This is a genomic window from Pseudoalteromonas xiamenensis, from assembly GCF_017638925.1.
Taxonomy (GTDB): Bacteria; Pseudomonadota; Gammaproteobacteria; order Enterobacterales; family Alteromonadaceae; genus Pseudoalteromonas; species Pseudoalteromonas xiamenensis.
In genome coordinates this window covers 2385943-2410171 of sequence record NZ_CP072133.1, presented here as the reverse complement: position 1 = coordinate 2410171, position 24229 = coordinate 2385943, and the positions used below count along the sequence as shown (strand labels likewise).

23 protein-coding genes, 1 tRNA gene and 3 pseudogenes are annotated in these 24229 nt (G+C 43.3%); 18 read left to right on the top strand and 9 right to left on the bottom strand.

Translation table 11 applies throughout. The features are described 5' to 3' along the window. Positions 1 to 165: 165 nt before the first annotated feature. The 6 genes and pseudogenes from nusG to J5O05_RS11695 form a co-directional block, all read right to left on the bottom strand. Positions 166 to 723 carry a transcription termination/antitermination protein NusG gene (gene nusG / locus J5O05_RS11720; protein ID WP_208842200.1) on the bottom strand — a complete coding sequence of 186 codons (558 nt, stop codon included), beginning with the start codon at positions 721 to 723 and terminating at the stop codon, positions 166 to 168. Between the two features lie 4 nt (positions 724 to 727). Then, on the bottom strand, positions 728 to 1105 hold the full coding sequence (secE, locus tag J5O05_RS11715) for a preprotein translocase subunit SecE (RefSeq protein WP_208842199.1): 378 nt from the start codon (positions 1103 to 1105) through the stop codon (positions 728 to 730). Positions 1106 to 1234: 129 nt separating this feature from the next. Further along, a tRNA-Trp gene (locus J5O05_RS11710) sits at positions 1235 to 1311 on the bottom strand. A 291-nt stretch (positions 1312 to 1602) separates the two neighbouring features. Then, positions 1603 to 2046 carry a hypothetical protein gene (locus J5O05_RS11705; protein WP_208844521.1) on the bottom strand — a complete coding sequence of 148 codons (444 nt, stop codon included), beginning with the start codon at positions 2044 to 2046 and terminating at the stop codon, positions 1603 to 1605. Positions 2047 to 2117: 71 nt separating this feature from the next. Next, positions 2118 to 2858 carry a deoxyribose-phosphate aldolase gene (gene deoC, locus J5O05_RS11700; RefSeq protein WP_208842198.1) on the bottom strand — a complete coding sequence of 247 codons (741 nt, stop codon included), beginning with the start codon at positions 2856 to 2858 and terminating at the stop codon, positions 2118 to 2120. Between the two features lie 227 nt (positions 2859 to 3085). After that, positions 3086 to 4037 (bottom strand): annotated as a pseudogene (locus tag J5O05_RS11695) (IS110 family RNA-guided transposase). Positions 4038 to 4469: 432 nt separating this feature from the next. Between J5O05_RS11695 and cysG the strand changes: the two are divergent. The 7 genes and pseudogenes from cysG to J5O05_RS11660 all read left to right on the top strand — a co-directional run bounded on the left by cysG (position 4470) and on the right by J5O05_RS11660 (position 12434). Then, positions 4470 to 5912 carry a siroheme synthase CysG gene (gene cysG / locus J5O05_RS11690; RefSeq protein ID WP_208842197.1) on the top strand — a complete coding sequence of 481 codons (1443 nt, stop codon included), beginning with the start codon at positions 4470 to 4472 and terminating at the stop codon, positions 5910 to 5912. Between the two features lie 32 nt (positions 5913 to 5944). Further along, a complete protein-coding gene (gene cysD, locus J5O05_RS11685; protein WP_208842196.1) occupies positions 5945 to 6844 on the top strand; it encodes a sulfate adenylyltransferase subunit CysD in 900 nt (299 codons plus the stop codon). Next, positions 6844 to 8256 carry a sulfate adenylyltransferase subunit CysN gene (cysN, locus tag J5O05_RS11680; protein WP_208842195.1) on the top strand — a complete coding sequence of 471 codons (1413 nt, stop codon included), beginning with the start codon at positions 6844 to 6846 and terminating at the stop codon, positions 8254 to 8256. The genes cysD and cysN overlap by 1 nt, the downstream gene beginning before the upstream one ends. A gap of 36 nt (positions 8257 to 8292) precedes the next feature. Continuing rightward, a pseudogene (locus J5O05_RS11675) lies at positions 8293 to 10018 on the top strand (SLC13 family permease). Between the two features lie 12 nt (positions 10019 to 10030). Next, positions 10031 to 10627, top strand: coding sequence for an adenylyl-sulfate kinase (gene cysC, locus J5O05_RS11670; RefSeq protein WP_208842194.1), 597 nt, complete (start codon positions 10031 to 10033; stop codon positions 10625 to 10627). 3 nt (positions 10628 to 10630) lie between these two features. Then, on the top strand, positions 10631 to 11398 hold the full coding sequence (cysQ, locus tag J5O05_RS11665; RefSeq protein WP_208842193.1) for a 3'(2'),5'-bisphosphate nucleotidase CysQ: 768 nt from the start codon (positions 10631 to 10633) through the stop codon (positions 11396 to 11398). A 229-nt stretch (positions 11399 to 11627) separates the two neighbouring features. Next, entirely contained in the window at positions 11628 to 12434 is an 807-nt protein-coding gene (locus tag J5O05_RS11660) for an arylamine N-acetyltransferase family protein (RefSeq protein ID WP_208842192.1), read from the top strand. A 40-nt stretch (positions 12435 to 12474) separates the two neighbouring features. Here the strand turns inward: J5O05_RS11660 and J5O05_RS11655 are convergent, their stop codons facing one another. Further along, entirely contained in the window at positions 12475 to 15078 is a 2604-nt protein-coding gene (locus J5O05_RS11655) for a putative bifunctional diguanylate cyclase/phosphodiesterase (RefSeq protein WP_208842191.1), read from the bottom strand. A gap of 246 nt (positions 15079 to 15324) precedes the next feature. On the opposite strand from J5O05_RS11655, the gene J5O05_RS11650 reads away from it, so the two are divergent. From J5O05_RS11650 to J5O05_RS11610, 9 genes and pseudogenes are all read left to right on the top strand, one after another. After that, on the top strand, positions 15325 to 15510 hold the full coding sequence (locus tag J5O05_RS11650) for a hypothetical protein (protein ID WP_208842190.1): 186 nt from the start codon (positions 15325 to 15327) through the stop codon (positions 15508 to 15510). Between the two features lies 1 nt (position 15511). Further along, positions 15512 to 16297 (top strand): ABC transporter substrate-binding protein, encoded by a 786-nt coding sequence (locus tag J5O05_RS11645; protein WP_208842189.1) that lies wholly within the window; start codon positions 15512 to 15514, stop codon positions 16295 to 16297. Next, positions 16284 to 17357 carry a HAMP domain-containing protein gene (locus tag J5O05_RS11640; RefSeq protein WP_208842188.1) on the top strand — a complete coding sequence of 358 codons (1074 nt, stop codon included), beginning with the start codon at positions 16284 to 16286 and terminating at the stop codon, positions 17355 to 17357. The genes J5O05_RS11645 and J5O05_RS11640 overlap by 14 nt, the downstream gene beginning before the upstream one ends. A 40-nt stretch (positions 17358 to 17397) precedes the next feature. Then, entirely contained in the window at positions 17398 to 17598 is a 201-nt protein-coding gene (locus J5O05_RS11635; protein ID WP_208842187.1) for a diguanylate cyclase domain-containing protein, read from the top strand. Then, the gene (locus tag J5O05_RS11630; RefSeq protein WP_208842186.1) at positions 17576 to 18754 is read left to right on the top strand and encodes a putative bifunctional diguanylate cyclase/phosphodiesterase; all 1179 of its coding nucleotides are present in this window, start codon (positions 17576 to 17578) and stop codon (positions 18752 to 18754) included. The genes J5O05_RS11635 and J5O05_RS11630 overlap by 23 nt, the downstream gene beginning before the upstream one ends. A 146-nt stretch (positions 18755 to 18900) precedes the next feature. After that, positions 18901 to 19336: pseudogene (locus tag J5O05_RS11625) on the top strand (transcriptional repressor). A gap of 76 nt (positions 19337 to 19412) precedes the next feature. Further along, positions 19413 to 19880, top strand: a complete 468-nt coding sequence (locus J5O05_RS11620; protein WP_208842185.1) for a chemotaxis protein CheX — start codon at positions 19413 to 19415, stop codon at positions 19878 to 19880. Continuing rightward, positions 19877 to 20248: a secondary thiamine-phosphate synthase enzyme YjbQ gene (locus J5O05_RS11615; RefSeq protein WP_208842184.1), complete on the top strand. Its 372-nt coding sequence runs from the start codon at positions 19877 to 19879 to the stop codon at positions 20246 to 20248. The genes J5O05_RS11620 and J5O05_RS11615 overlap by 4 nt, the downstream gene beginning before the upstream one ends. Positions 20249 to 20317: 69 nt before the next feature. After that, positions 20318 to 20740, top strand: coding sequence for a secondary thiamine-phosphate synthase enzyme YjbQ (locus tag J5O05_RS11610; RefSeq protein WP_208842183.1), 423 nt, complete (start codon positions 20318 to 20320; stop codon positions 20738 to 20740). A gap of 32 nt (positions 20741 to 20772) precedes the next feature. Here J5O05_RS11610 and J5O05_RS11605 read toward each other — a convergent pair whose 3' ends face one another. Next, on the bottom strand, positions 20773 to 21936 hold the full coding sequence (locus J5O05_RS11605) for a DNA cytosine methyltransferase (protein WP_208842182.1): 1164 nt from the start codon (positions 21934 to 21936) through the stop codon (positions 20773 to 20775). Here J5O05_RS11605 and J5O05_RS22865 point away from each other — a divergent pair. Together J5O05_RS22865 and J5O05_RS11595 are read left to right on the top strand one after the other, a co-directional pair. Beyond that, positions 21935 to 22204, top strand: coding sequence for a helix-turn-helix domain-containing protein (locus tag J5O05_RS22865; RefSeq protein WP_425281498.1), 270 nt, complete (start codon positions 21935 to 21937; stop codon positions 22202 to 22204). The two genes, J5O05_RS11605 and J5O05_RS22865, sit on opposite strands and share 2 nt — an antisense overlap. Beyond that, positions 22182 to 23243: a restriction endonuclease, SacI family gene (locus tag J5O05_RS11595; protein ID WP_208842180.1), complete on the top strand. Its 1062-nt coding sequence runs from the start codon at positions 22182 to 22184 to the stop codon at positions 23241 to 23243. The genes J5O05_RS22865 and J5O05_RS11595 overlap by 23 nt, the downstream gene beginning before the upstream one ends. Here the strand turns inward: J5O05_RS11595 and J5O05_RS11590 are convergent. Then, positions 23230 to 23793 carry a recombinase family protein gene (locus J5O05_RS11590; protein ID WP_208842179.1) on the bottom strand — a complete coding sequence of 188 codons (564 nt, stop codon included), beginning with the start codon at positions 23791 to 23793 and terminating at the stop codon, positions 23230 to 23232. The two genes, J5O05_RS11595 and J5O05_RS11590, sit on opposite strands and share 14 nt — an antisense overlap. Positions 23794 to 24229 lie beyond the last annotated feature (436 nt).

Below are 24229 nucleotides of genomic sequence, written 5' to 3'. Positions count from 1 at the left end.
TCATTTGGTGGGTCTTAGCCTCGTGCGCGCGAGGACGCGTACTCAAACGGCTTCCCATTACATTAAAAAATCAACTTTTTACCTGCCGCGTATAACGCTAGCATTAAAAAGGCCGCTGATTATAATGTAATCAGCGGCCTTTTGCAATCTTCTCGAATCGAGAAATTACTTATCCTGTTCTACTTGACCAAACTCTAGTTCAACTGGTGTTGAGCGACCGAAAATAAGTACCGATACTTTAACACGGCTCTTCTCGTAATCGACTTCTTCAACCACACCGCTGAAGTCAGCAAATGGACCGTCGATAACGCGAACCACTTCACCTGGCTCGTACATTTTAGCAGGCTTAGGTGCGTTAATATTCTCTTGAAGACGGTTAAGAATACGATCAGCTTCTTTCTTGCTGATTGGTGCTGGTCTGTCTGACGTACCACCAATAAAGCCCATAACACGTGGTGTATTGTTCACTAAGTGCCATGATTTATCATTCATTTCCATTTCAACTAACACGTAGCCTGGAAAGAATTTACGCTCAGATTTTCGCTTTTGGCCTGCACGCATTTCGACCACTTCTTCAGTAGGAACTAAAATCTCACCGAAGTACTCTTCCAATCCCTCGATTTTAATGTGCTCAATAATCGTTTGAGCAACACGTTTTTCGAAACCAGAAAACGCTTGAATTACGTACCAACGCAATTTTCTTTCTTTATTCTCTTCTGACATGGGATCAGATCTCCACTCCAGTTAAAAACCCAACAATGCGGAATAAAATGCCGTCTAATCCCCAAAGAATCAACGCCATAACAACCGTTGCAATCATCACGATAAACGTTGTGTGCATTGTTTCTTGACGCGTAGGCCAAACCACTTTGCGCACTTCGATACGTGCTTCTTTTGCAAACGCGATAAAGGCTTTACCTTTTTCAGTCGCAGACGCAACACCTAACGCAGCACCAATTGCTACTACAACGCCAATTGCACGCACTAGTACAGATAGTTCAGAATACATATAGTTTCCAACTACTGCGCCAGAAAGCAAGGCAATTGCCACTAACCATTTTACCGTGTCCATCGAGCTAGACGGGGTTTCTACATTCGTGCTCATAGTTCTATTTACCTTTAGTACAGACACAACAACCCTGCATACAGCAAGGTAAGTCATTCAATCCAAATTTATAAATAAGCGCTTATTTAGAAAAAACAAACATCATTTTAGACTTGGACTGGAATAAAGTGGCAGGGGCGACAGGACTCGAACCCGTAACCATCGGTTTTGGAGACCGCTGTTCTACCAATTGGAACTACGCCCCTGCAAAGTGGATGCTCATTATACTGACACTTGTTTTTAAAACAAGAGCAAAACACGAGGTTATCGCAATTCTCGTCTAATTAACCAGCAAGGAATTGGAAACTAGGGTTTACTCTTTCGCCTTCATCAACAGTATAAATTTTATTATTTAAATCAACTGGTAATTAAAAATTAGAACTTAGTTTGCAAGCCGCTCCAGTTCTAAAAGAACATTTTTCATACTGAATCTTACCAAATACGGGACAAAAATTTGATGTAGGCTCAACGTCGATCTTTATTGAAAGCAGACAAAACTAGCCAATTTGACATAGTCCTTCTTTGCCAAAATAGTCGCACACCAGCCAGACTTGTTCGAAGGGTTGATTTTTAGGTGTCTGCAATTGATGTAGTGCCAACTCAAGCTCTGGCCGGTGCCACAGAGAGCTGGCGTTTCGGATCACCAACCAAACACGTTCTGAGGTATATTTCTTTTTGTATTTTTGCGACAGCAATCTCGACAACGCGGTCGTTAGATGTTCATCGTCGGGAGTTTGGGCCATTAACGCCAATTCCCGTTGCATATTGAGTGACAATGGTCGTCCAAGCACTGCCATCGCTTCGGATTCACTGGAGTAAAGGTGCGCTATTTCAAGATCGAGTTGCTGACCATTTAGATAGCAACTCACATCAGGTTTGGCGGGGGCGTTATGCCAAATATGCCTGATTTCAATGTTAAATTGACTTTCGTAAAGCCGCATAAATAATTTCGCGGCTTGATGTTCTAGCGCAATCTTCTCTTTTTCACTTTCTCTGAGTGGACTCACAATTCCTACCGTAATTTAGCATACACATCTTGAAGCAAACTCGATGCACCAAATCGTACAGTATCGGCAGTGACTCCTTCAACACCAAACGTTTCTTGCGCAAGAATGAGATACGGATACGCATCTTCCAGCGTCTTAATACCACCAGATGCCTTAAAACCAACTCTTTTCGTGCTTTTGCCAAGCACACTCAGAATGCTTTTTGCCGCATCTTCGGTTGCATTAGTCGTCACTTTCCCCGTGCTGGTTTTAACAAAATCAGCGCCTGCAATCAAAGCTAGGCGCGTCGCCTCTGCGATAAGTGTTGAATTGCTGAGTTCTCCACTCTCAATGATCACCTTTAATTTCGCCCTACCAGCAATAACTTGTTTAGATGACTTAATGTATTGCCAAGGTGTATCAGCGTCTTCGAGCAAAAATTGCTGGTACGGCATGACCAAATCAATCTCATCTGCGCCCGCCTCTATGGCTTGCTGGGTTTCTCGCAGTACTTTATCGAGCGGCTCTATACCCTTCGGAAAATTGGTTACCGTAGCCACCTTTATCGACGTCCACCCAAGCGCTGAGAGCGTTGTTTTAACTTGTTGTACAAATTCAGGAAACACGCAAATGGCCGCGGGTAGCCCTAAACTTGCATCAATACTGCCAATCAATTGCGAAATGCTATTGGCATCATCATCATGATTAAGCGACGTCAAATCCATTAAACTTAACACCTGACGTGCAACTTCACGTTGTTCGATCATGGCCTTTGTCCTACTTTAAATGTTACTTCGTCAGTAAAAAATATCTCCCCCTCGCAACCACAGGACAAATGTCCGCAAAATGACGTAACTTTTGTGACATTACAGCTCAGTTTCTATCCAAATATCTTTTCGCGTGCGATTTGCGATGTGAGTAGCACGCTGAGCAGCGTCTTAAGTCTATTTTGCGAATAACTCATAACAAGAGACTATGGCGTCAATAGTTAAATTTAGACTTTTGGCGCTTCCCAAATTACCCCGTCTCTTAGCATCGAATTTAAGATAACAATCATCTTCCTAACACAGGCAATGAGTGCTACTTTCTTCGGTTTTCCGGCGGCCACTAGTTTTTGATATTGGCCTTTAAAAACCGGGTTAGATTGTATTGCCGACATCATGGCCATGTATAAAACGGTCCTCACTTGATGACGCCCACCTTGTATTTTTCGCATCCCTTTAAAGCGACCACTTTCTCGGTTTATTGGTGCAACCCCCACTAATGCGGATGCTTGTTTATTGGTCATATAACCGAGTCTCAGGTAGGTTACTAATGATGGATGCAGCAGCTATTTTACCGATCCCTTTCATACTTTGAAGTAGATGATTTTTTGCTTGATATTCAGGGCATGACTCGATTAATTTGACGATTTTACTTTCTATTTTAGCTATCTGATTTTTAAATGCAGTCAGGATAGGTTTAATCGTTGTAGCGAGTTCTTTTGGCAAGATTTGGAGTCGATTTTTCTCCATAGTTTGCATAACGAGCAATTGATTTCTACGCGCGACTAAATCACTCATAAGCTGCATATTCTCAGGCTTGAGCTGAGAGAGTGCAGCTTTAATAGCCTCGCCATAATGGGCTATCAGCTTAGCATCGAGTTTATCGGTTTTTGCACGTTGACCAATCGCCCCGGCAAAGCGTTTTACGTGGACAGGATTGGCAATTACAAAAGGTAAACCAGCTTTAGCGCATGCCATAATGAATGACATTTCAAGGCGACCTGTTGCTTCAATAATAATGCGCTCAGGCTGGTGCTTTTTAATCTTGCTAATAGCTTCTTTAATCCCTTTGTCATCGTTAGAAACGGTGAAGTAGATATCCAGCGGACGGATGTAAATATCAAGTTTAAATTTACCGGTATCAACGCCAATGTTAATGCTTTGATTTGGTTTCGTGTTCATATAAGCTAACTCTTGCTTGCATAATGCGGAACTCGAGGCCCAGTAGACTATTCGAGTGTGATGCTTGGAGTCTTTTACAGCGTTCTTTCTTGTTATCGGTCTCTCAATGGAGGAGCCATCACTCAATCGAACTACTGTAAAAGAAGGCTTTAGTTGCAGCTAAAGCTTGGGCCTCACCTTACCCTAAATCGGTATAAAAAGAGTAATTAAGATGGGTGTATTATCCATACAAATCTCTCTAAGCCGCAGTTTTTAAGCAGATTCCCTTTAAGATTTACGCAAGTCCTTGTATCGTCAAGAAAGGAACATGCAGCGCCCTCTCTTATAACTTTTAGATATATAATCTTGGTTTTTATTATTTTTTGGCCTGTATCAGTCATTATATCCTGCGCTTTACAAACTGACCGCCGGTCAAGTTAAGAGGACATCATCGTGCAGTACTTACCGATATTCACTAAATTAGATAACAAACCCGTTGTCATTATTGGGGGTGGGGAAGTTGCTGTACGAAAAGCTCGCGCGTTATTGAAAGCGAATGCTCGCCTTACTTTAGTGGCGCCCAGCTTCGACAAAGCAGTCTACGCTCTACAAGAATCGTTCGACATTACTTTAATTCAAGCGACATTCGACGCATCACAACTTCATGGCGCGATGCTCGTCATTGCGGCAACCGATGATGAAACAGTAAATCAGCAAGTGTTCAATGCCGCTGATGAAATGAATATTTTCGTTAATGTGGTCGACGACCAACCGAAGTGTAGCTTTATTTTTCCATCTATTATCGACCGTAGCCCAATCACCATTGCAATTTCGAGTGCAGGCACAGCCCCCGTACTCGCTCGCCGCTTACGTGAAAAGTTAGAAACCTTGGTTCCTCAACATATTGGACCGTTAGCTGAGTTAGTTGGTCGCTTCCGAAACACGGTTAAAAGCCGTTTTTCTCAACTCTCAGACCGACGTCAGTTTTGGGAAAAAGTATTTGATTCAGCGGTCGTCAGTGATATTCAAAGTGGAAACACAACTGACGCCGAAACTCGTCTAAAAAGTATGTTAGAAGCCGAGTCTAAACCTGAAGGTGAAGTGTATATCGTCGGTGCAGGCCCTGGTGATGCGGAATTGCTGACTTTAAAAGCACTGCAATTGATGCAACAAGCAGACGTTGTGGTTTATGACTATCTAGTCTCAGACGAGATAATGGAATTAGTGCGCCGAGACGCCGAACTAATCTGTGTGGGCAAACGCATGGGCAATCACAGTGTCGTACAAGAAGACACGAACAAATTACTGGTCGACCTTGCTCACCAAGGCAAAAAAGTTTGCCGTATCAAAGGGGGCGACCCATTTATATACGGCCGTGGTGGAGAAGAAGTGCAAGAACTTGCTAAGCACAACGTACGTTATCAAATTGTGCCTGGCATTACGGCAGCCGCAGGGTGCAGCGCTTACGCTGGGATCCCCCTTACCCACCGAGATCATGCGCAAGCGATTCAGTTTGTTACAGGTCACTGTAAAAAAGACGGCAATGACCTTGATTGGGCATCACTCGCAAAACCGAATCAAACTTTAGCGGTATATATGGGCGTGGTAAAATCACCAGACATTCAAGCTAAGTTGATTGAACATGGTCGTGCAGAAACGACCCCTGTGGCGATTGTCGAGAATGGTACACGCAAAAACCAACGCGTGTTTACAACAACTCTTGAACAGATGGCTTCTGAAATTGAAGCGCAACACGTGCAATCACCAGCGTTACTCATCATCGGTGAAGTGGCTGCACTGCATCAAGAATTAGCGTGGTTTGGCAAGACAGAGCAGGTCTCAAGCTTTGCCCAACCAATTACGAAAGTTGGTCAAACCGACTTTCGTGTGGCATAACAGTTTTATAGTTTGAAGTAGGACGACGAACAATGGCTTTAACGCATCTTCAGCAACTCGAAGCTGAAAGTATTCGAATTATTCGTGAAGTCGCAGCAGAGTTTGAAAACCCAGTCATGTTGTATTCGATTGGTAAAGACTCTTCGGTATTGCTCCACTTAGCACGCAAAGCGTTCTATCCCGGAAAAATCCCGTTCCCTTTGCTGCACGTTGATACGGATTGGAAATTCCGCGAAATGATCGAATTTCGTGACCGCTTAGCGAAAGAGTATGGTTTTGATCTTATCGTACACAAAAACCCTGAAGGTATGGCTATGGGGATTAGTCCATTCGTGCACGGTTCAGCTAAACACACTGACATTATGAAAACGCAGGGTTTAAAACAAGCTCTCGACAAATACGGGTTTGATGCAGCGTTTGGTGGGGCACGTCGTGATGAAGAAAAATCTCGTGCAAAAGAACGGGTGTACTCATTCCGTGACAAGCATCACCGCTGGGACCCTAAGAATCAGCGCCCTGAACTTTGGAACAATTACAACAGCCAAATCAATCCTGGTGAAAGTATCCGTGTGTTCCCATTGTCGAACTGGACGGAGTTGGATGTATGGCAATACATCTATCAAGAAGGCATTGAAATCGTCCCACTTTATTTGTCAAAGCCGCGCCCTGTCGTTAAGCGCAATGGTACGCTAATCATGGTTGACGACGAACGTATGCCTCTGGAAGAAGGGGAAGTACCAGAAATGCGCTCTGTGCGTTTCCGTACGCTTGGCTGTTATCCGTTAACTGGTGCTGTTGAATCAACAGCAGATACCTTAACGGGGATCATCGAAGAAATGTTGTTGTCGACTTCATCTGAGCGTGAAGGTCGTGTAATCGACCATGACTCAGCTGGGTCAATGGAAAAGAAAAAACGTGAGGGCTACTTCTAATGTCTACTGCGAATGAAGTTAAAGAACTAGGTATTGATGCCTATTTATCGCGCCAACAAAGTAAGAGCCTATTACGCTTAATGACCTGTGGTAGCGTTGACGATGGTAAGTCTACCTTGATTGGTCGTTTACTGCACGACAGTCACCAAATCTATGAAGACCAATTAGCGGCTTTGCACCGCGACAATGAAAAAGTGGGCAATGCAGGTGAAGAACTCGATTTAGCGTTGCTTGTGGATGGCCTTCAAGCCGAGCGCGAGCAAGGGATCACGATTGACGTTGCGTATCGCTACTTTTCAACAGCCAAGCGTAAGTTCATCATCGCGGATACTCCTGGACACGAACAGTACACGCGTAACATGGTCACAGGTGCATCCACATCGGATCTTGCGATTATTCTAGTTGATGCACGTTACGGTGTGCAGGTGCAAACTAAGCGTCACAGCTTTATCTGCGACTCATTAGGCATTACACAATTCGTTGTTGCAATTAACAAAATGGATATTGTGGGCTTTGACGAAGTGGTCTACGAACGCATCAAAGCAGATTACCTGAAGTTTGCCGCTCAGCTGAACGTAAAGCACATCAAATTTGTGCCAATTTCAGCGTTAAAAGGCGACAACGTGGTCTCTCGTTCTGAGCAGACACCTTATTACACCGACAAGCCGCTGCTTGAATTGTTAGAAGACTCTCCGGCTGCTGAAGCAAACAACGACTTTGAAGCGCGTTTTCCTGTTCAGTACGTAAGCCGTCCAAACCTCGATTTTCGTGGTTTCCAAGGCACGTTGACGTCGGGGTCATTGAGCCAAGGCCAAGCAATCAAAGTATTGCCGTCTGGCAAGCGTTCAGCAATCAAAGAGATTGTGACGTTCGATGGTAATTTAGAGCAAGTAGAAACGGGACAAGCGGTGACGCTCACGTTGAACGACGAAATTGATATTAGTCGTGGTGATGTCATTGTGCCTGCAGAGTCAACGGCACAAGTGAGTAATCAAATCCAAGCAAAATTGGTTTGGATGCACGATGCCCCGCTAGTGATAGGGAAAACCTACAACTTCAAGTTAGCGAGCAAGCGAACCGCCGCTATTGTGCGCAAAATCGATTACACCATTGATGTGAATACCCTTGAGCACGGTGAAGCGACTGAGTTGCAACTAAATGAAATCGCCATCGTGACACTCGAATTGACCGAATCAGTTGTAGTTGATTTGTATCGCAATAACCGTGAAATGGGGGCATTTATTCTGGTTGACCGTCTAACGAACTTAACCGTTGGTGCCGGCATGGTCGAAAATGTGCTTTCAACAAGTGAAGCCAAAACAAGTCAGTACAGTGAATTTGAAGTAGAGTTCAATGCGCTCGTACGTAAGCACTTCCCACATTGGCAAGCGCTTGATATTTCGAAGCTGTAACCTGAGATAATGCCTGTTTAAAGGAAAAAGAAATTTATGTTCGAGCAGTGGATCTTAACAGGCATTATGTTGGTACTCGTCGGGTGTCTTTTTGGCACTCGACTTAATCCGGCATGGTTGTTCGTTGGTGCCATTACCACCGCGTATGTAACCGGTCTCATTGAACTGGAACATATGCTGACGAATTATGCGAATCCATCACTCATCACTCTCGTATTATTGATCTTAATTTCTATTGCGGTTGAGAAAACCACTCTCATCCAATACTTGGCAAAGAGTTTGGCGAATGGCAGTTTAACGCGCTCCGTGCTAAAGCTGGGTTTATCGACGGCATTTCTTTCGTCGTTTACAAACAATACCGCAGTTGTTGCATCGCTTATCAGTGCGGTTAAAGAAAGCCCCAAGCACAGCCCATCGAAACTGTTGTTACCGCTGTCTTACACTGCCATTTTAGGTGGTACTTTGACCCTCATAGGCACATCCACCAACTTAATTGTCAATGGATTTGCCGTTGAAGCGGGTATGGCTCCAATCGGATTTTTTGATTTTACTTTAGTCGGGTTAGGGGCACTTGGCGTTGGCTTAACGACAATCGTCTTGTTGCTCAAATATCTGCCAGACAATGGGAAAAAAAATAACGAAGTCGTGCCGTTTTACCTCGAAGGTAAAGTACAGCCGGGTTCGAAACTCATTGGTCGCACCGTAGAAGAAAACGGACTTCGTGATTTAAAAGCCCTGTTTCTTGCCGAAATTATTCGTGGCGAACGTCGCATCGTCGCCGTGACACCTCAACAAGAAGTACTTGAGGGCGACATACTGCTTTTCGTGGGTGACATCCAGTCTGTCCCCTTACTTCAGCGCTTCGATGGGCTTAAAGTAGTTCACGATAAACACGAAAAAGACGTCAACCACTTGGTCGAAGTGGTCATTAGTCAATCTTCCAAGTTTATCGGTAAAACAGTGAAAGAAGCGCGTTTTCGTGAGCAGTTTCACGCCGCAGTGATTGCGATACGCCGTGGCCACGACAGGCTCCAAGGCGGGCTTGGTAAAGTTCAACTCCAAGCCGGCGATTCGCTGATTCTTGCACCGAGTAGCGAGTTCTACGAATTACCTAATTTGAAACGTGAGTTTGTCTATATCTCTGGTCTAGATTTACAAACTCATCTCGCACCAAAGCAGTCGAACTTAGTGCTGGGCAGTTTCGTTGCCGTATTAGGCTTATCGATATTCAACGTGCTACCTCTGGTTAAAGGTTTACTCGTCTTACTCGTTGTGTTTTTGGTGACGGGCATGATCAAGGTAAACGAAATGAAGCGTCGCTTCCCTGTGGAATTATTGGCGGTGGTGGGCAGTGCAATTGGCCTTGCTAAATTGATGATAGAAACAGGCCTTGCGGCACAAATTTCGGCAGGCTTATTTGCCGTGTTGGGTGATTTTGGCCCATATAGCGCCTTCATCGCTATTTTCTTGATGACCGTTTTATTCACTGAGACTCATTACGAATAACGCTGCAGCAGCACTTTCTTTTCCTGTTGCCTATGCGTTAGCGGTTGGGTTCAATGTGAATCCAATGCCATTTGTTATGGCCGTTGCGTTTGGCGCATCCGCTAGTTTCATTTCACCATTTGGTTATCAAACTAACCTCATGGTGTATAGCGCAGGCAACTACCGTATTCGTGACTACGTCACGATGGGATTGCCTCTGTCGGTGATCTATTCCATTACCGTTCTGACCCTTATACCTCAAGTCTTTCCTTTTTAACGAGGCCCTAAAATGGATGAAAATATCGTTTGGCATCAATATGCAGTAAACAAACACACTCGCAGTGAACAGAAGAAGCATAAACCATGTATCCTTTGGTTCACCGGATTTTCAGGGTCGGGGAAAAGTACCGTTGCCGGTGCACTTGAAAGTGCGCTACAACAGTCTGGTGTACACACGTATTTGCTCGACGGCGACAACGTTCGTCATGGGCTTTGTAAAGATCTAGGATTTAGCAACGAAGATCGAGTAGAGAACATTCGCCGCGTTGGTGAAGTGGCAAAGCTTATGGTCGATTCTGGATTAGTAGTCCTTACAGCCTTTATTTCCCCATTTCAGGCAGAACGTGATATGGTAAGAACGCTCGTTGAGGAAGGCGAATTTATTGAAGTATTTTTAGATACCCCTTTAGATGTGTGTGAGTCGCGTGATCCTAAAGGCTTATACAAAAAAGCACGTGCAGGGGAAATAAAGCACTTTACTGGTATAGATTCGGATTACGAACCTCCGGTTAATCCTGAGATCCGCATTGATACAAGTCGCTTAGCACTTAACGAGTCCATAAATACGTTACTAGGCTACTTAAAAGATAAAGAAATCATAGGATAACCCATGAACCAAACGGAGCTACTGGAAGAAGTCTTAAATCTTTCGCGTGAAGCCGGAAAAGCCATCATGGTCATCTATGCGAAAGACTTCGCGATTGACTACAAACAAGATGAAAGTCCAGTGACTGAAGCTGACATCGCCGCTCACCAAATTATCAGTGCTCGTCTTACTGAATTGACACCTCACATTCCAGTACTAAGTGAAGAAAATGCAGACATCAGTTGGGCTGAACGTCAAACTTGGAGTCAGTATTGGCTAGTCGATCCGATTGATGGCACGAAAGAGTTCATCAAGAAAAATGGTGAATTTACGGTCAATATCGCCCTTGTCCGAAATGGCGTCCCAGTATTGGGCGTAGTTCATGCGCCTGCACTCAATGTCAGCTATTTAGCCGCCGAAGCAATTGGCGCGTTCAAAGAGATTGGCGAAGCTCGAATTGAACTCAAAGTGACTGAAGTGCCTAATGAAGGTGTGATTAAAGTGGTCGGGTCTCGTTCTCACCCTTCCCCTGATTTAGCAGCGTTTCTGACTCAATTTGCTGAAGTGGACATGGTGCCCAAAGGCAGTTCATTGAAATTGTGCTTAGTTGCGGAAGGCGAAGCCGATATTTACCCTCGATTAGGCCCAACAAGTGAATGGGATACCGCAGCAGGACATGCCGTCGCGGCTATCGCTGGCGCATCCGTGACTAATATTGATGGTTCACCACTTCGCTACAACCAAAAAGACAGTTACTTAAATCCGTATTTTGTCGTGTCACGGATTAAGTGATTTTCAAGCACTCAAGCAATGCGATATCTGATGTCGCATTGCTCTTGTAGTAAAATTTTAGCTCCTCCCAGAAGCCTCAGACGCGACGTTTTATTTTGCGTAATCCCTCACATTTTTTCCTTCAAATCGATTTGTAAAGAAAACGAGTAAAAAGTGGTATTTGAATATTGACCTTAACTTAACTTGAGGTTCTAAACTGCTTATCAACAACAAATCAGAGAGAACTTCGATGAACATTCAAACCTACTTAGACACGCTAAATTTGGAAACAACGTCATTGGGCTTAAAGCAAATACAAGAATTACAAGTCAAGCACTTAGTGAACTACAGTTTTAGCAGCATTAATGCGATGAAACCCGATTTATTACCTTTAGAACTGAATGATGTCCTCGACAGGTTAATTGCAAAACGCCAAGGTGGGTACTGTTTTGAGCACAACAAAATCGCATTTGAAGCTCTTAAATACCTCGGGTATGACGTGCAATTGCTGCTGGCACGCGTGAAGCTAAGTGGGGCACAAGACAATGCCAGAACGCATCGTATCACGTTAGTCCATTTGGGGGATGAGAGTTATGTTGTGGATGTTGGATTTGGTTCTAAAAATCCGCTCGCGCCAATTAACGTAACACGCTCCGGTTTTGTCGAAATCGGCTCAATGCGTTATTGGGTGGATAGGAACGAACAGGAATTTGAGATCAAATTGGTCGAACCCGAGGAAGTCATTTTGTACAGCGCTGATTTCAGCCATGCAAATGAGAACGATTGTAATGTCGGACACTTTTTCTCACACCAACATCCATCTTCAGGGTTTGTGCAGAATTTAGTGCTGTCGAGAAATGAAGGTCACACTATTCATACACTGCGTAACTTACTCTTAAAAACGTATGATGTTGCCACCAATACCAGTCAAGAAGTGACGCTGACCTCTGTTGACGCACTTAAGCAAGTTATCGAGGCGCAATTTTTAGTGTCACTTAACAACACGGATATTCAGTTTATCTTCGACAAAGCCCAAGCGAATATGCTTTCGCAATAATGGAAATCGAGAACCCACTTCACAATCATCTTCTCATTGATTAAGTCGGTTCTCTTTCGAAGGTACGCTCTTGTGCACAAGTTGGTGGAATTTGAATAAGTTGTATTGCGTCTGTGTGTATTAAGGGTTTACCCAACAAGAATCCTTGAAGCTGGTGATGGTATAAGTGCTCTAACGCACGGAGTTGGCTCTCTGACTCAATGCCTTCAACAGTCACGGTAAGCTGGAAGTTCTCCGCAATGGCGGCAATCGTTTTTATAAGCCGATAGGCTTTTATGCAATGACTCACATCGTCAACAAACGCTTTGTCTATTTTAAGGCCGGTTGCAGGTAAGGATTTAAGCCGCGCAAGACTACTGTGCCCTGTGCCAAAATCATCGATATACACATCGATGTCAGACTCAATGAAAAGCTCCAGTGACTCCGTCATTTGCGTATCAGCTGACACGAGAGCGCTTTCTGTCACCTCAATTTTGATTTGAGATGGAATTATCCCTTTGGTTTGCATCAATTTTGTAAACCAGCGATAAAACCCAGGTTGTTCAAGTTGCAGTGGAGTCACGTTGAGGCTGACAAAAAAGTCTTGCCTGTTCGAGTGCTCGATAAACTCGCATGCCGTTTTACACACCCACTCCCCCAACGCGAGGATCTTGCCACTTTCTTCCGCGATGGGAATAAACTCTGTAGGACTTACGACTCCTAATTCAGGGCTATGCCAACGCACCAGTGCCTCAAACCCCTTTATCTCGATTCCATTACGAGCAAATATAGGTTGATAGACGAGGTGAAATTGATCAAAAACATTCCGATGACTCAAAGCTTTTTCAATGTCTAATCGCCGAGCTTTGGATACCGCCATTGTTGGTGTGAACTCGCAGAATCCATTTTTACCTCGTTTTTTGGCCTCTTCCATGGCAAATCCAGCTTCATGCAACAACCTTTCCGCACGGTTCAATGTGTTTGGCTGAAACTGGCGTACCCCAACGCTGACACTCACCACCAGCGAATTAAACTGCAATACCATGGGCTTTGCCATGGCAATTAAAAAAGACTCAAGTTCGATTTCTAAAGGCTCAGTTAAATTCGATACAGGTAACAAAATAGCAAACTCATCCGAACCTAAGCGTGCAATTTCACCGTTTGCGGCAAACTGGTAACGAAGACGGTTCGACAGTTCAAGTAACACTTGATCGCCAATATCATGCCCTAAGGTGTCGTTAACGACCCTAAAACGGTCAATATTAAGATGGAGCAATGCATAGGTGTGGTTTGCTGATTCTTCCTCGCTGCACACTTGATTGATTGCGTTTAACAGGGAAGAGCGGTTCCACAGATCCGTTAATTCGTCATGCTCAGCTCGATACTTTAGTTGTGATTGCTGTAGCATCTGGTAAGTAATATCACTGAGCTGTCCTTCAAAAAAACGGGTATCACCGCTTTTTATCCATTGGCCCGACAATTTAACCCACAAACTGCCTTTTGTTTTACTTAGTGCCAACCACTCCCATTGGTCAACATCCGTTCCGTTTTGCACTATGCCAAGCCACATTTGACTATCCGCGTCTTCCGCCATCCACATTTCAAGCCTTGGTTCGCTCACCACATTACCGCCTAAGAAAAGGGCTGCAAACTTCGGGTTGTATTCTTGAATTATGCCTTCTGCGCTTATAACAAAGAGCGCTTCTTGAGTATGCATGAAGAGGCTTTTGTATTTTCGCTCCGCAATGAGTTGGTGCTCTAGCGCCTCTGTTCGAAGTAATGCCGCCTCTTGAGAAGCTTTATTCGCCTTTTTTAGCTTTTCCGTTTGGTTTGTGACAGCCTTTGTTATGATGGCCTTTTGCTGGGTGAGTGTCCGTATATAAGTTACTAACATCCAACCGACAAAAGAAACAAAGCAAAATAATGCCAGAAAGGTGTAGTTCCCCCACCCTGAATTTGCGTTTTTTCGAATCGTGGTCGCCAAATCTAAAATAAGCGTACCATTACCCATTTGCACTTGTCGCTCCACTCGGCGGTAGGAAGTGAATAACGTATCATCGCCTTCAAAATAAAGCGTGTGGTGTACTGACGAAATCATTAAATTGTTCGTTAGATCTGAGTAACCATCGACCGCCTGAGCTAAAAACAAGGACGCATCAATGATGGCAACGACAAATTCGTTATCCGCTAGGAGTTGTAACATGGGCTTTTTAATCACAAGCCAACGAGCCGCTCCTTCGTCATTGAAGTATGCAATAACGCTGCTGCTCCCGAGCTTGGTAATTGACAATGCTTGCGTCTGTAAGTCGATCCCTTCAGGGAAAATGGCCCCTTCCCCCGACAGATAACGCACCTGACTGGTATCATGATTGTCAAGCGTAACATAACCTATGGCGCGTAAAGGAACAAAATGGTCGTGCTCTGCAGCAAACAATAAATCGAGATCTCTCTGCTTATCAGTACCTTGTAAGTGGGACTGCGTTGCATCTAGAATATGATCGATATGGACAAATCTATCTTGTAACCGCGCGACGTAGCTCGCAAGAGACTTATCCACTTCCAAATAGGTATTTTCTTCTAGAGAACCTTTCAATTGGAAAAAACATAAGCCAAAGAGCAAGACAAAGGCGACATAACAAGAAGATAACCAGATTGCAGAGCGCATACTCAATTTCATTACCTAAAACACATCCGTACATATTACCTTTCCCCGCCCACTTAACGCTATTAATATTCATTCTCAATCCGATTAACCATATAAAAAGTAAGTTTAATTGCGGGTTTTCTCATTTCGTAACTTCATCAATGACCAAAAACTTGAATTAGCTCAAAAAACAGCCTGTTGGTGATTTTGCTTTGAGAATTTTGGACTAGACTTTTGTTAACGAATAAGCCAAGGCCATCATCGTCCATGATTCAATCATTAAATGCTCTCAAAGTTAGCATCCTCTTTATTGCCCTCATAATATTGAGTGGGTGTCAGCCGAGTTATCAAACGCATCTGCGTGTTGCCGCAAATAACTGGATTGGCTATACACCTTTATATCTTGCTGATGATATGGGGCTATTTGAACCTAAAAAAGATAAAGATGATTGAAATGCCGTCGGCTTCTGAGGTGATCCATGCTTTCCGCTCGGGTTCAATAGAAGTCGCGGCGCTGACCTTGGATGAAGCTTTAACGATAGTTGAAGACAACTATGATGTACGATTAATTTTAGTATTAGACATCTCGGATGGTTCAGATGTACTGCTCGCTAAACCTGAAATAAAGAATATCGCCGAATTAAAAGGGAAAAAGGTCGCTGTTGAATATAATGCTGTTGGCGCCTTACTTCTTGATAGCGCTTTAGCATCAGCAGATCTAACCCCCCAAGATGTCGACATTCAGAGTTGCAATTTCGATGCTCACATTGATTGTTATGCTAAATATGATGCCTTAGTTACCTTCGACCCTGTGAAGACAAAATTACTGAATCAAGAGGCGAAATTACTGTACAGCAGTAAGAGCATGCCCAATGTGATTCTAGATGTGTTAGTCACAACACAAGAGGTGATCGATCACCAGCCTGAGCAGCTCCAAACTCTACTTGCATCCTATTTCCAAGCCCGTACATACCTCCAGAAAAACCCTGACAAAGCCATAACACAACTTGAAGCCAGTATGAAAATACCTAAGGATGTATTAGTTAAAGCCTATGGTGGCGTTATCTTGCCTGACTATTCGCATAATCGACAACTGATAAGCGGCTCATCACCTAAACTCAATCAAACACTCCTTGGTTTGAAAAAAATCATGCTGGAACGCAAATTACTCCGACGAAATATCGATACGAGAGAGTTTATTGACGCATCCTTCTTGGAGAGAGTGGGTGAAGATTATTAACGCGGTACGAATTCGAGTCTGGCTACCGGTTTGTATGCTCATCTTTCTATTGTCATTGATGAGCAGTATTGTTTGGCTAAACTACAGTGAACAGTCACAAAATCTGATACAACAAAGTCAACTTTCTTTTGTAAACGCGATGTCAGGTCTGGCGCGCGACATCGAAAGACACGTGCAACGAGGGGAAAATCTCGAAGTCGAACGCCTATTTAAGCTTCGTAATATCGATACTCATTTTGAGCTTTTGCTAGGCCTTGATGACCAACACGTTATTCAATTTAGCTCAAAGTCCAAGTTTATTGGGCACGACATCAAAGCACTACCCCGCCCTCTCTCTGCAGCGACATTGTCGGAAGTGCAAAAAGTCCACAAGCCCGCGGTTCATTACGATGCGCAATCGAAACGCCTCATCGGCTATTTTCCTTTTGCAAGAACGCCTAAAAATGATGAACTTAGGCCCTTTGTAGTTGGCGTAATTTATGGCGAATATACCTTACAACAAGACTTCTATCGTATTGATCAACAAATCGTCAAAAAAAGCCTCGTCTTTTTATTTTTTATTTGTCTAATGCTCGGCTTCTTAGCCTTTTTTATTCATATCTACGTGCTCAAACCCATTTCACAGCTGATTTCGGCGACACAATTAATTGGCTTAAATACCGATGTCACTAAGTTAGAGATCCATGGCGCCGGCGAATTTGCGTCGCTTGCAAATAACTTTAATTCCATGGCTAAACTGCTTCATCTGCAAGTTCGCGATTTAAGACAAGAAAAAACCAACAGTCATGAGAAACAACTGTTACTAGAAAGCTTTTTAAATGCCATTCCAGACCTGTTTTTTGTCGTAAAACAAGATTCGACAATTACGCAGTTCCATACCGCTAACCCTGAGGCGCTCTACACATCACCGACTCATTTTCTTGGTAAGAAAATGACTGAGGTTTTACCGTTAACCGTTGCAAACCTACTTGAACGGGCATTAAAAGAGTGCATCAAAAAACAAACTCTGTCGGAGATTCAGTACGAGACTCGACATCATAGGACAAACTCGTCACTTTGAAGCAAGACTTAGTCCCATAAAAGCCTATGAGAGTGTTGCGGTGGTCGTCAGGGATATTACTGAGCACAAGCATCAAGAAGAGCTTATCTTTAAACACGCGTTTTATGACTCCTTAACGGGCTTGCCTAATCGTTATCTAGTCCTAGAACGCTTGTCACAAATGATCATTGAATCGAAACGCACACGTGGTCAGATAGCCGTCATGTTTATTGATTTAGATGACTTTAAAAAAGGTGAATGATTCTACGGGACATGAAACTGGCGATAAACTTCTGATCGATGCAGCGAAACGATTACAAGGTGCGCTGCGTGAACAAGACACGGTCGGGCGTCTGGGCGGTGATGAGTTCATCATTTTGCTCAAATCAATACGGGATCAAAGTAATGTGGTGCCTATTGCAAACAATTTGGTCAAATTATTTCAAAGTCCTTTTTGTATAGACCAAAAAGAGTTTTCAGTATCGCTCAGCCTCGGTATTGCCATGTACCCCAATGACGCGGATTCTCCACAAGAATTACTCAGTAAAGCGGATTCTGCGATGTATAACTCAAAACGACAAGGGCGAAATACGTTCTCGTTTTATACAGAAAAAATGAGCGAAATTCTCGCTCGACGTTTACAACTTGAATCTATGATGCAAAGCGCGTTGGAACGAAACGAGTTTTCCGTTTTCTTCCAACCCCAGTTCGACTTGAAGACCAAAAAGTTGCTCGGTGCGGAAGCGCTACTACGTTGGAACAGCAACCGTTTGGGTCCCATTTCCCCAGCTGAGTTTATTCCAGTTGCGGAACAAAATGGCTACATCGTCGAAATGGGCAAATTTGTACTTCGAGAAGCGCTTGCTAACGCACAAACTTGGCAACAGGATTTACCTTATCCCTTAAGGATCGCGATAAATCTTTCTCCTCGCCAATTTAGAGATGTGAGACTCCTCCATGACTTACAGAAATTTATGGCGAACAACGTTGATCCCAAAGTACAAATTGAACTTGAAATCACCGAAGGCCTTCTCTTGAGTGGCGATGATTCTGTAAAGAGTACACTTTACCAACTGCATGATCTGGGTTTTATGCTTGCCATGGATGATTTCGGCACAGGTTACTCTTCGCTTAGTTACTTGAGACAATATCCTTTTGATGTACTTAAAATCGATAAATCCTTTGTGCAGGACATGGGCCATGATTCGGGCATACAACTCGTCAATACCATCATTAGTATGGCACATGGACTCGGTTTAAAAGTGGTCGCGGAAGGAATTGAAACCGAAGAGCAAATGGAACTGTTAACCAAACTTGGCTGTGATGTTGGTCAGGGTTTTTATCTTGGTAAACCAATGCCGTCTAACGTATTCGATGAGTTAATCACACATTTTCGCTCACTCTCTGTCGGATCTTAATCATTATTGTTTGCACCTACTTTGAATACGCAACATACTGATTATTGGAACCAGTTTAAAAAAACTGCCATGAATTATCGCATCAACGATGAAGACTATTAATTAGATTGTGTTAGTATGGCTGAGTAGTTTAAGGATGTGTGAGCATGAATGTAGAATTGTTGGTAGGCAAGGCAAAACAAGTTTGCGATAACCGTGGTGCGCGATTTACCCCTATTCGTGAAAAAGTTTTTCGTCTCTTAGCCAGTAAACAAGGCGGTGTAGGTGCCTATGATTTGTTGGAAGAGGCTCAAAGTGACTGAAACCAGCGCAAAACCTGCGACGGTTTACCGTGCGTTAGATTTTCTTGCTGAGTTGGGCTTTATCCATAAAATAGAAAGCACAAATGCCTTTATGCTGTGCCAACATTTTGATCACCACCATCCTGTGCAGTTGCTCATTTGTGACAAATGTGGTCAAGTGGACGAGCTGCATTCAAGCGTTTTATCGCATGAGTTAAACGCATTAGCGGCAGAACATGGCTTCGTTGTTTCGGCGCAAACCATTGAAGCACATGGGCGTTGTGAAAAGTGCAAAGATTAAATGCAGGAAATCAAATCGGCACTACACTTAAGAATGAGCTTTGAGATTTTGAAATTTTTGTAAGGGAAAAAATACAATGAATGTAGAATTCATCAACCCTTTTTTATCCTCTCTTATCAATGTTTTAGCCACTATGGCACAAACAGAATTGACACCCGGTAAGCCCAAAATCAAGAAAGATGAAGTGGCTCGTGGTGATGTTTCTGGTCTTATAGGAATGGTTGGCCCACAAACCAAGGGATCGTTTTCAATTACGTTTGATGCGAGTTTAGCGCTTGCCATTATGGAACGTATGTTGGGTGAACGCCCAGACAAAATAAATGAAGAAGTCACCGATATGGTCGGTGAAATCACTAATATGGTGACTGGTGGCGCAAAGAATTTGTTGGGCGAAAAAGGCTATGACTTTGATATGGCAACACCGATTGTTGTATCCGGTCCTGGTCACACTATCACGCATAAATGTGAAGGCCCGAAAATCATCATGCCATTCACTTCACCTGACGGTAATGCCAATATCGAGGTTAGTTTCGATAAATTATGATTTGGGTAAGAAAATCGCTTTCGTTGAAACCCCGTTCTCGGGGTTTTCATTTAATAGACAATGAAATAGTTAATGCGATACCGGAACTGTCACAGTGCTCTGTCGGACTCTTGCATCTTTTTCTGCAGCACACATCAGCTAGTCTAACTATTAACGAAAATGCAGACCCAACGGTTCGCATGGACATGGAAAGCCATTTTAATCAGTTTGTTCCTGAGCGCCAACCGTACTATCGTCATGACTATGAAGGGGATGACGACATGCCCGCCCACATCAAATCGAGCATTCTAGGTGTTGCTTTGACGATTCCCGTAGAGGCTGGACGGTTACAAATGGGAACATGGCAAGGAATACCAATCCATGCGTGATAACATATAACTAAAAGTAAATTTTTTGAATATAATAGACTGCACTCTTAAACAGATTTGATGCTAAGTATGTGGACCCAAAAACAGATAATAATTCCTCAAAAAGAACGTGGTATGCACTTAATTACAGAGCTAATTGAGTCTCAGTTGCCTGAACTTTTAGAATATAAAATCGGTTTACTAAACCTCTTTATCCAGCACACTTCTGCATCAATAACCATCAATGAAAATGCAGACCCCACTGTGCGCGGTGATTTTGAAAATTATTTGAATGAAATTATTCCCGAAGACACGCCCTATTTCATTCATACTTATGAAGGTCCTGACGATATGCCAGCACATATAAAATCAAGCATTTTAGGTTCAAGCCTGTCTATACCAATAACAAATGGAGTGATGAATCTCGGGACGTGGCAGGGAGTTTATTTGTTTGAACATCGCAACAACGCTTCTCCAAGAAAAATTATTGCGACAATATCAGGACAAGTATAGTTTATCTAACAATAAGAATTATGCCCTTAACTTTAAATTGCAAAGGCGTAATTCTCCATAACTTCAACTTGAATATCTTCATTAACAGAGACTCTTCCTTCTAGTACATCCATCACAGATAGTGCTACAGCTTCAGCTAGTTTACACGGAACAGCATTTCCTATTTGTCTCCACATTGAAGATTGCTTTCCAAAAAATTCATAATCCGTTGGAAATGTTTGCAAGATTATAGCTTCATCAATGGTCAGTCTGCGAAGTGAGCTACTTACATCATGCATCGACTTCGGCTCTCCACCAGCCATAAGGTGCGCATGGTATTCCTCAACGTAACTTTCCTTGCCATCAAACAAGTGACCTTCATCAATAATAGGTGTTCTATTTCCCCCCATTGATGCTGCTATTGTTGAAGCGTAGCCATCAGGGTTCAAAGGTCGCCCCTGACCGTTAAACATCATTCCTGCATAAGGTGATTTGCGCATTACAGGCTTTGCTGCATTGGTAATTCGAGCATTACACACACGGCTATTTCCTTCCGTACCAGCTTTACCCAAATGAATTAAGGCCTCTCTAACTGTGGGTGATTGCATATGGTGAGATTCAATTACCTTACCAATATTAATTGGGCCGAATTCCTCTTTAAAACCAATTAGAAACATACGTTGACGGTTTTGGGGGATACCAAAGTCTTTTGCATTGAGTAACAAAAGTTCGCACCTATACCCTAGCTGTATTGCTTTTTTAATTAGACCTTCTCGAAAATCGGCAAACTTAGATAATGTCCCCAAAGCCTTAACATTCTCCATCACAAAAGACTTTGGTTTTAATTTTTCAACCACGGACATGTACGACCAAACTAATTTGCTTCTAGGGTCATCAACATCCATTTTTCCAGCAACAGAAAAACCTTGGCACGGCGGACCACCAAATACGCAATCAACATTAGAGAAGTCATCTAGCTCCTGCATTAGCTCATCAATATCGCCTTGATGTATTATATCGCCATGATTGATACGAAATGTTTCGCAAGCATCTTTATCCATATCGTTTGCCCACAAGCAACGGAATCCGGCTTTTGAAAAACCAACATCCATACCACCGGCACCAGAAAATAAGCTTACAGAAGTTTTATTAAATTTATTTTTATTCATAATATGCGATTTTGGCATATTTGCCTTATCAAGTAAATATACACCCATGACAAAAAGACTAACAACAATACACGACCCTCGGTACCGAAGGTTGCTTGCAAACATAATCAAGGCACGGAAGGAAGCGGCCCTATCCCAAAAAGAGCTAGCCTCACTCGTCGGCCTCACACAACCAGACATTTCAAAGATTGAGCGCTTTGAAAGAAGACTGGATGTGGTTGAGTTTATCGATATGTTAACCCAAATCAGCAAGCGCCTAAACAGGGATTTAAGTTATATTTGGCAGGAGTTGTATGAGCATCAATGTAAACAATGACTTAGCATTTGAAAAGGCATTAAAAGCAGCAAAAGAGTCTAAAGCACTATCAAGCCCAAAGTCAAAGTGGGCTGATGACATAAAAAAAATAATACTTGGTTCACACCTCACATACAGATACATACTTGTAACAGGCTTGCTTGCAAAATCAACAGACGAAAGAGTAAACCCTCTCTGCTTACAAGCAAAAGCTGATGACGCTGGCGCCTACGATGCCAGAAGCGTTTGCCACGACGTAATAGTTGGCCGGGGTATAGAGAGGGACCATCTGGAGGGGAAACTCGGGGCATCCAATGAACCATTCTTGAATAAACCCGCAAGGTTTGAAATGCACTCATCGGGCAACGCAGTCAGAAAGGGGAATGACAAACTACTGCAAACCATATCAATAGAGATACTCAGCAACGCGAAAGACTCTTCGGACGCTTACGACATGTTGGTTGATGCTTTTTATTTCACCCTTCAAAGACCAGCAAGGGCAATCCCTGTTTCACAAAATAAAACATTTGATTTCAACTCTTTCGTTGACAATGTATTGCAATTATCGTCAGAAGGGGAAGTGTGTGCGACGCTAGTATCTTCTGTTTTCCTTCTTAGATTTCCTAGTAAGGGGTGGAAAGTAAAGGCGCACCCAGTAAACCAAGCAGGAAGCTCATCAAAAGAGGTTTTAGATATTGACGTCTACCAAGAGGACAAGCCTATAATCGCCATCGAGGTTAAGGACAAGGCCTTTTGTGTGGCTGACGTGACTCACGCTGTTCAAAAGGCGCAGCAAGCAGGAGTTGCAACAGTGCTCTTTGCAAAAGGTCCTCAAGCTACAATTACAGACGGTGATGAATCATCAATCTCAAGTAAAGCGTCAGAAACAGGATGCAAATTAATATTTGCAGATGTTAAGGATATAGTTAAGACCTCCTATATTTTATGTGGCTACCCACCCGTAGAGCGCATAACGGAACTTATAAATACAACACTCGCCTCCATACGAGCAAAGGACGCGACAGTGCAGCATTTTAGCGACTTACTTACGAAACCTTAGAGGCGCTCAATATTCTGTAAATCGACGATTTACTGACGGATAATTCTGAAACTATCTCCTTAACGGTGTACCCCTTTTGGTGTAGCTTCAGAATTTCATCCTTCTGCCTCTGGGCTGTAGGCACCCTTCCCTTATACACCCCTTTGCTCTTCGCCTTTTCTATACCCTCAAGCTGGCGCTCCTTTCTTAAGTTAGTCTCAAACTCAGCGAAAACCCCGAGCATATCAAGAAAGCACTTACCCGCTGCTGATGACGTATCAATTTGCTGCTCAGTACACCTAAGGGTTACCCCACCAGCCTGTAAATCTCTAACAATTGACTGAAGGTCTAAGACGGAACGGGCCAACCTATCTATTCTAGTGCAGAGAAGTGTATCCCCTTCGCTTAGTATACCTAGGAGCATCTTTAAGCGCCCACGCCCACTCATGCTAACCCCTGAGGCTACCTCATCAATAACGGACTCAGCACCTGCCTTTTTGAGTGCACTAACCTGCAAGTACACATCCTGACTATCCGTCGAAACCCTAGCGTAACCCAACACCTTTGCCATAATAAATATTCCCATACACTTCTTAGATGCAGTAAGAATAACTCATTCCCACTTGATTATCAATCCATATGGGAATGAATAAATATTTCCATATGGGTATACCCTAGTGACAACTTCACGAAGAATGCAGCGTTTTTGTGTTTTTTTATGGTGCACTCTTATAAATACATTGGCTACCAGTGGAATGGTGGTACTGGCGTAACATGGATTTGATGTAGGGAATGGGCGTCTGGTCTGCCACATTGATAGTTAATGCCAAACAACTTCTTTCGAAATATTTTTTAGGGTGACCGGATATGGGGGAGTTGTATTCAAAATACACATTAGATTAAAAAGTAAACGATAATGCAGGTGCTTGGAAAAGCAAATCATCTCGACAGAGATGTGCGCTTTTCATGGCTCCTGCCGGGTAGTGGTTAGCTACCCGAGAATTAGA

Coding starts and splice junctions, on each gene's coding strand:
- nusG (WP_208842200.1), bottom strand. CDS start 723: ATGTCAGAAGAGAATAAAGAAAGAAAATTGCGTTGGTACGTAATTCAA.
- secE (WP_208842199.1), bottom strand. CDS start 1,105: ATGAGCACGAATGTAGAAACCCCGTCTAGCTCGATGGACACGGTAAAA.
- J5O05_RS11705 (WP_208844521.1), bottom strand. CDS start 2,046: ATGCGGCTTTACGAAAGTCAATTTAACATTGAAATCAGGCATATTTGG.
- deoC (WP_208842198.1), bottom strand. CDS start 2,858: ATGATCGAACAACGTGAAGTTGCACGTCAGGTGTTAAGTTTAATGGAT.
- cysD (WP_208842196.1), top strand. CDS start 5,945: ATGGCTTTAACGCATCTTCAGCAACTCGAAGCTGAAAGTATTCGAATT.
- cysN (WP_208842195.1), top strand. CDS start 6,844: ATGTCTACTGCGAATGAAGTTAAAGAACTAGGTATTGATGCCTATTTA.
- cysC (WP_208842194.1), top strand. CDS start 10,031: ATGGATGAAAATATCGTTTGGCATCAATATGCAGTAAACAAACACACT.
- cysQ (WP_208842193.1), top strand. CDS start 10,631: ATGAACCAAACGGAGCTACTGGAAGAAGTCTTAAATCTTTCGCGTGAA.
- J5O05_RS11660 (WP_208842192.1), top strand. CDS start 11,628: ATGAACATTCAAACCTACTTAGACACGCTAAATTTGGAAACAACGTCA.
- J5O05_RS11655 (WP_208842191.1), bottom strand. CDS start 15,078: ATGCGCTCTGCAATCTGGTTATCTTCTTGTTATGTCGCCTTTGTCTTG.
- J5O05_RS11650 (WP_208842190.1), top strand. CDS start 15,325: ATGATTCAATCATTAAATGCTCTCAAAGTTAGCATCCTCTTTATTGCC.
- J5O05_RS11645 (WP_208842189.1), top strand. CDS start 15,512: ATGCCGTCGGCTTCTGAGGTGATCCATGCTTTCCGCTCGGGTTCAATA.
- J5O05_RS11630 (WP_208842186.1), top strand. CDS start 17,576: ATGACTTTAAAAAAGGTGAATGATTCTACGGGACATGAAACTGGCGAT.
- J5O05_RS11620 (WP_208842185.1), top strand. CDS start 19,413: ATGAATGTAGAATTCATCAACCCTTTTTTATCCTCTCTTATCAATGTT.
- J5O05_RS11615 (WP_208842184.1), top strand. CDS start 19,877: ATGATTTGGGTAAGAAAATCGCTTTCGTTGAAACCCCGTTCTCGGGGT.
- J5O05_RS11610 (WP_208842183.1), top strand. CDS start 20,318: ATGTGGACCCAAAAACAGATAATAATTCCTCAAAAAGAACGTGGTATG.
- J5O05_RS22865 (WP_425281498.1), top strand. CDS start 21,935: ATGACAAAAAGACTAACAACAATACACGACCCTCGGTACCGAAGGTTG.
- J5O05_RS11605 (WP_208842182.1), bottom strand. CDS start 21,936: ATGGGTGTATATTTACTTGATAAGGCAAATATGCCAAAATCGCATATT.
- J5O05_RS11595 (WP_208842180.1), top strand. CDS start 22,182: ATGAGCATCAATGTAAACAATGACTTAGCATTTGAAAAGGCATTAAAA.
- J5O05_RS11590 (WP_208842179.1), bottom strand. CDS start 23,793: ATGGCAAAGGTGTTGGGTTACGCTAGGGTTTCGACGGATAGTCAGGAT.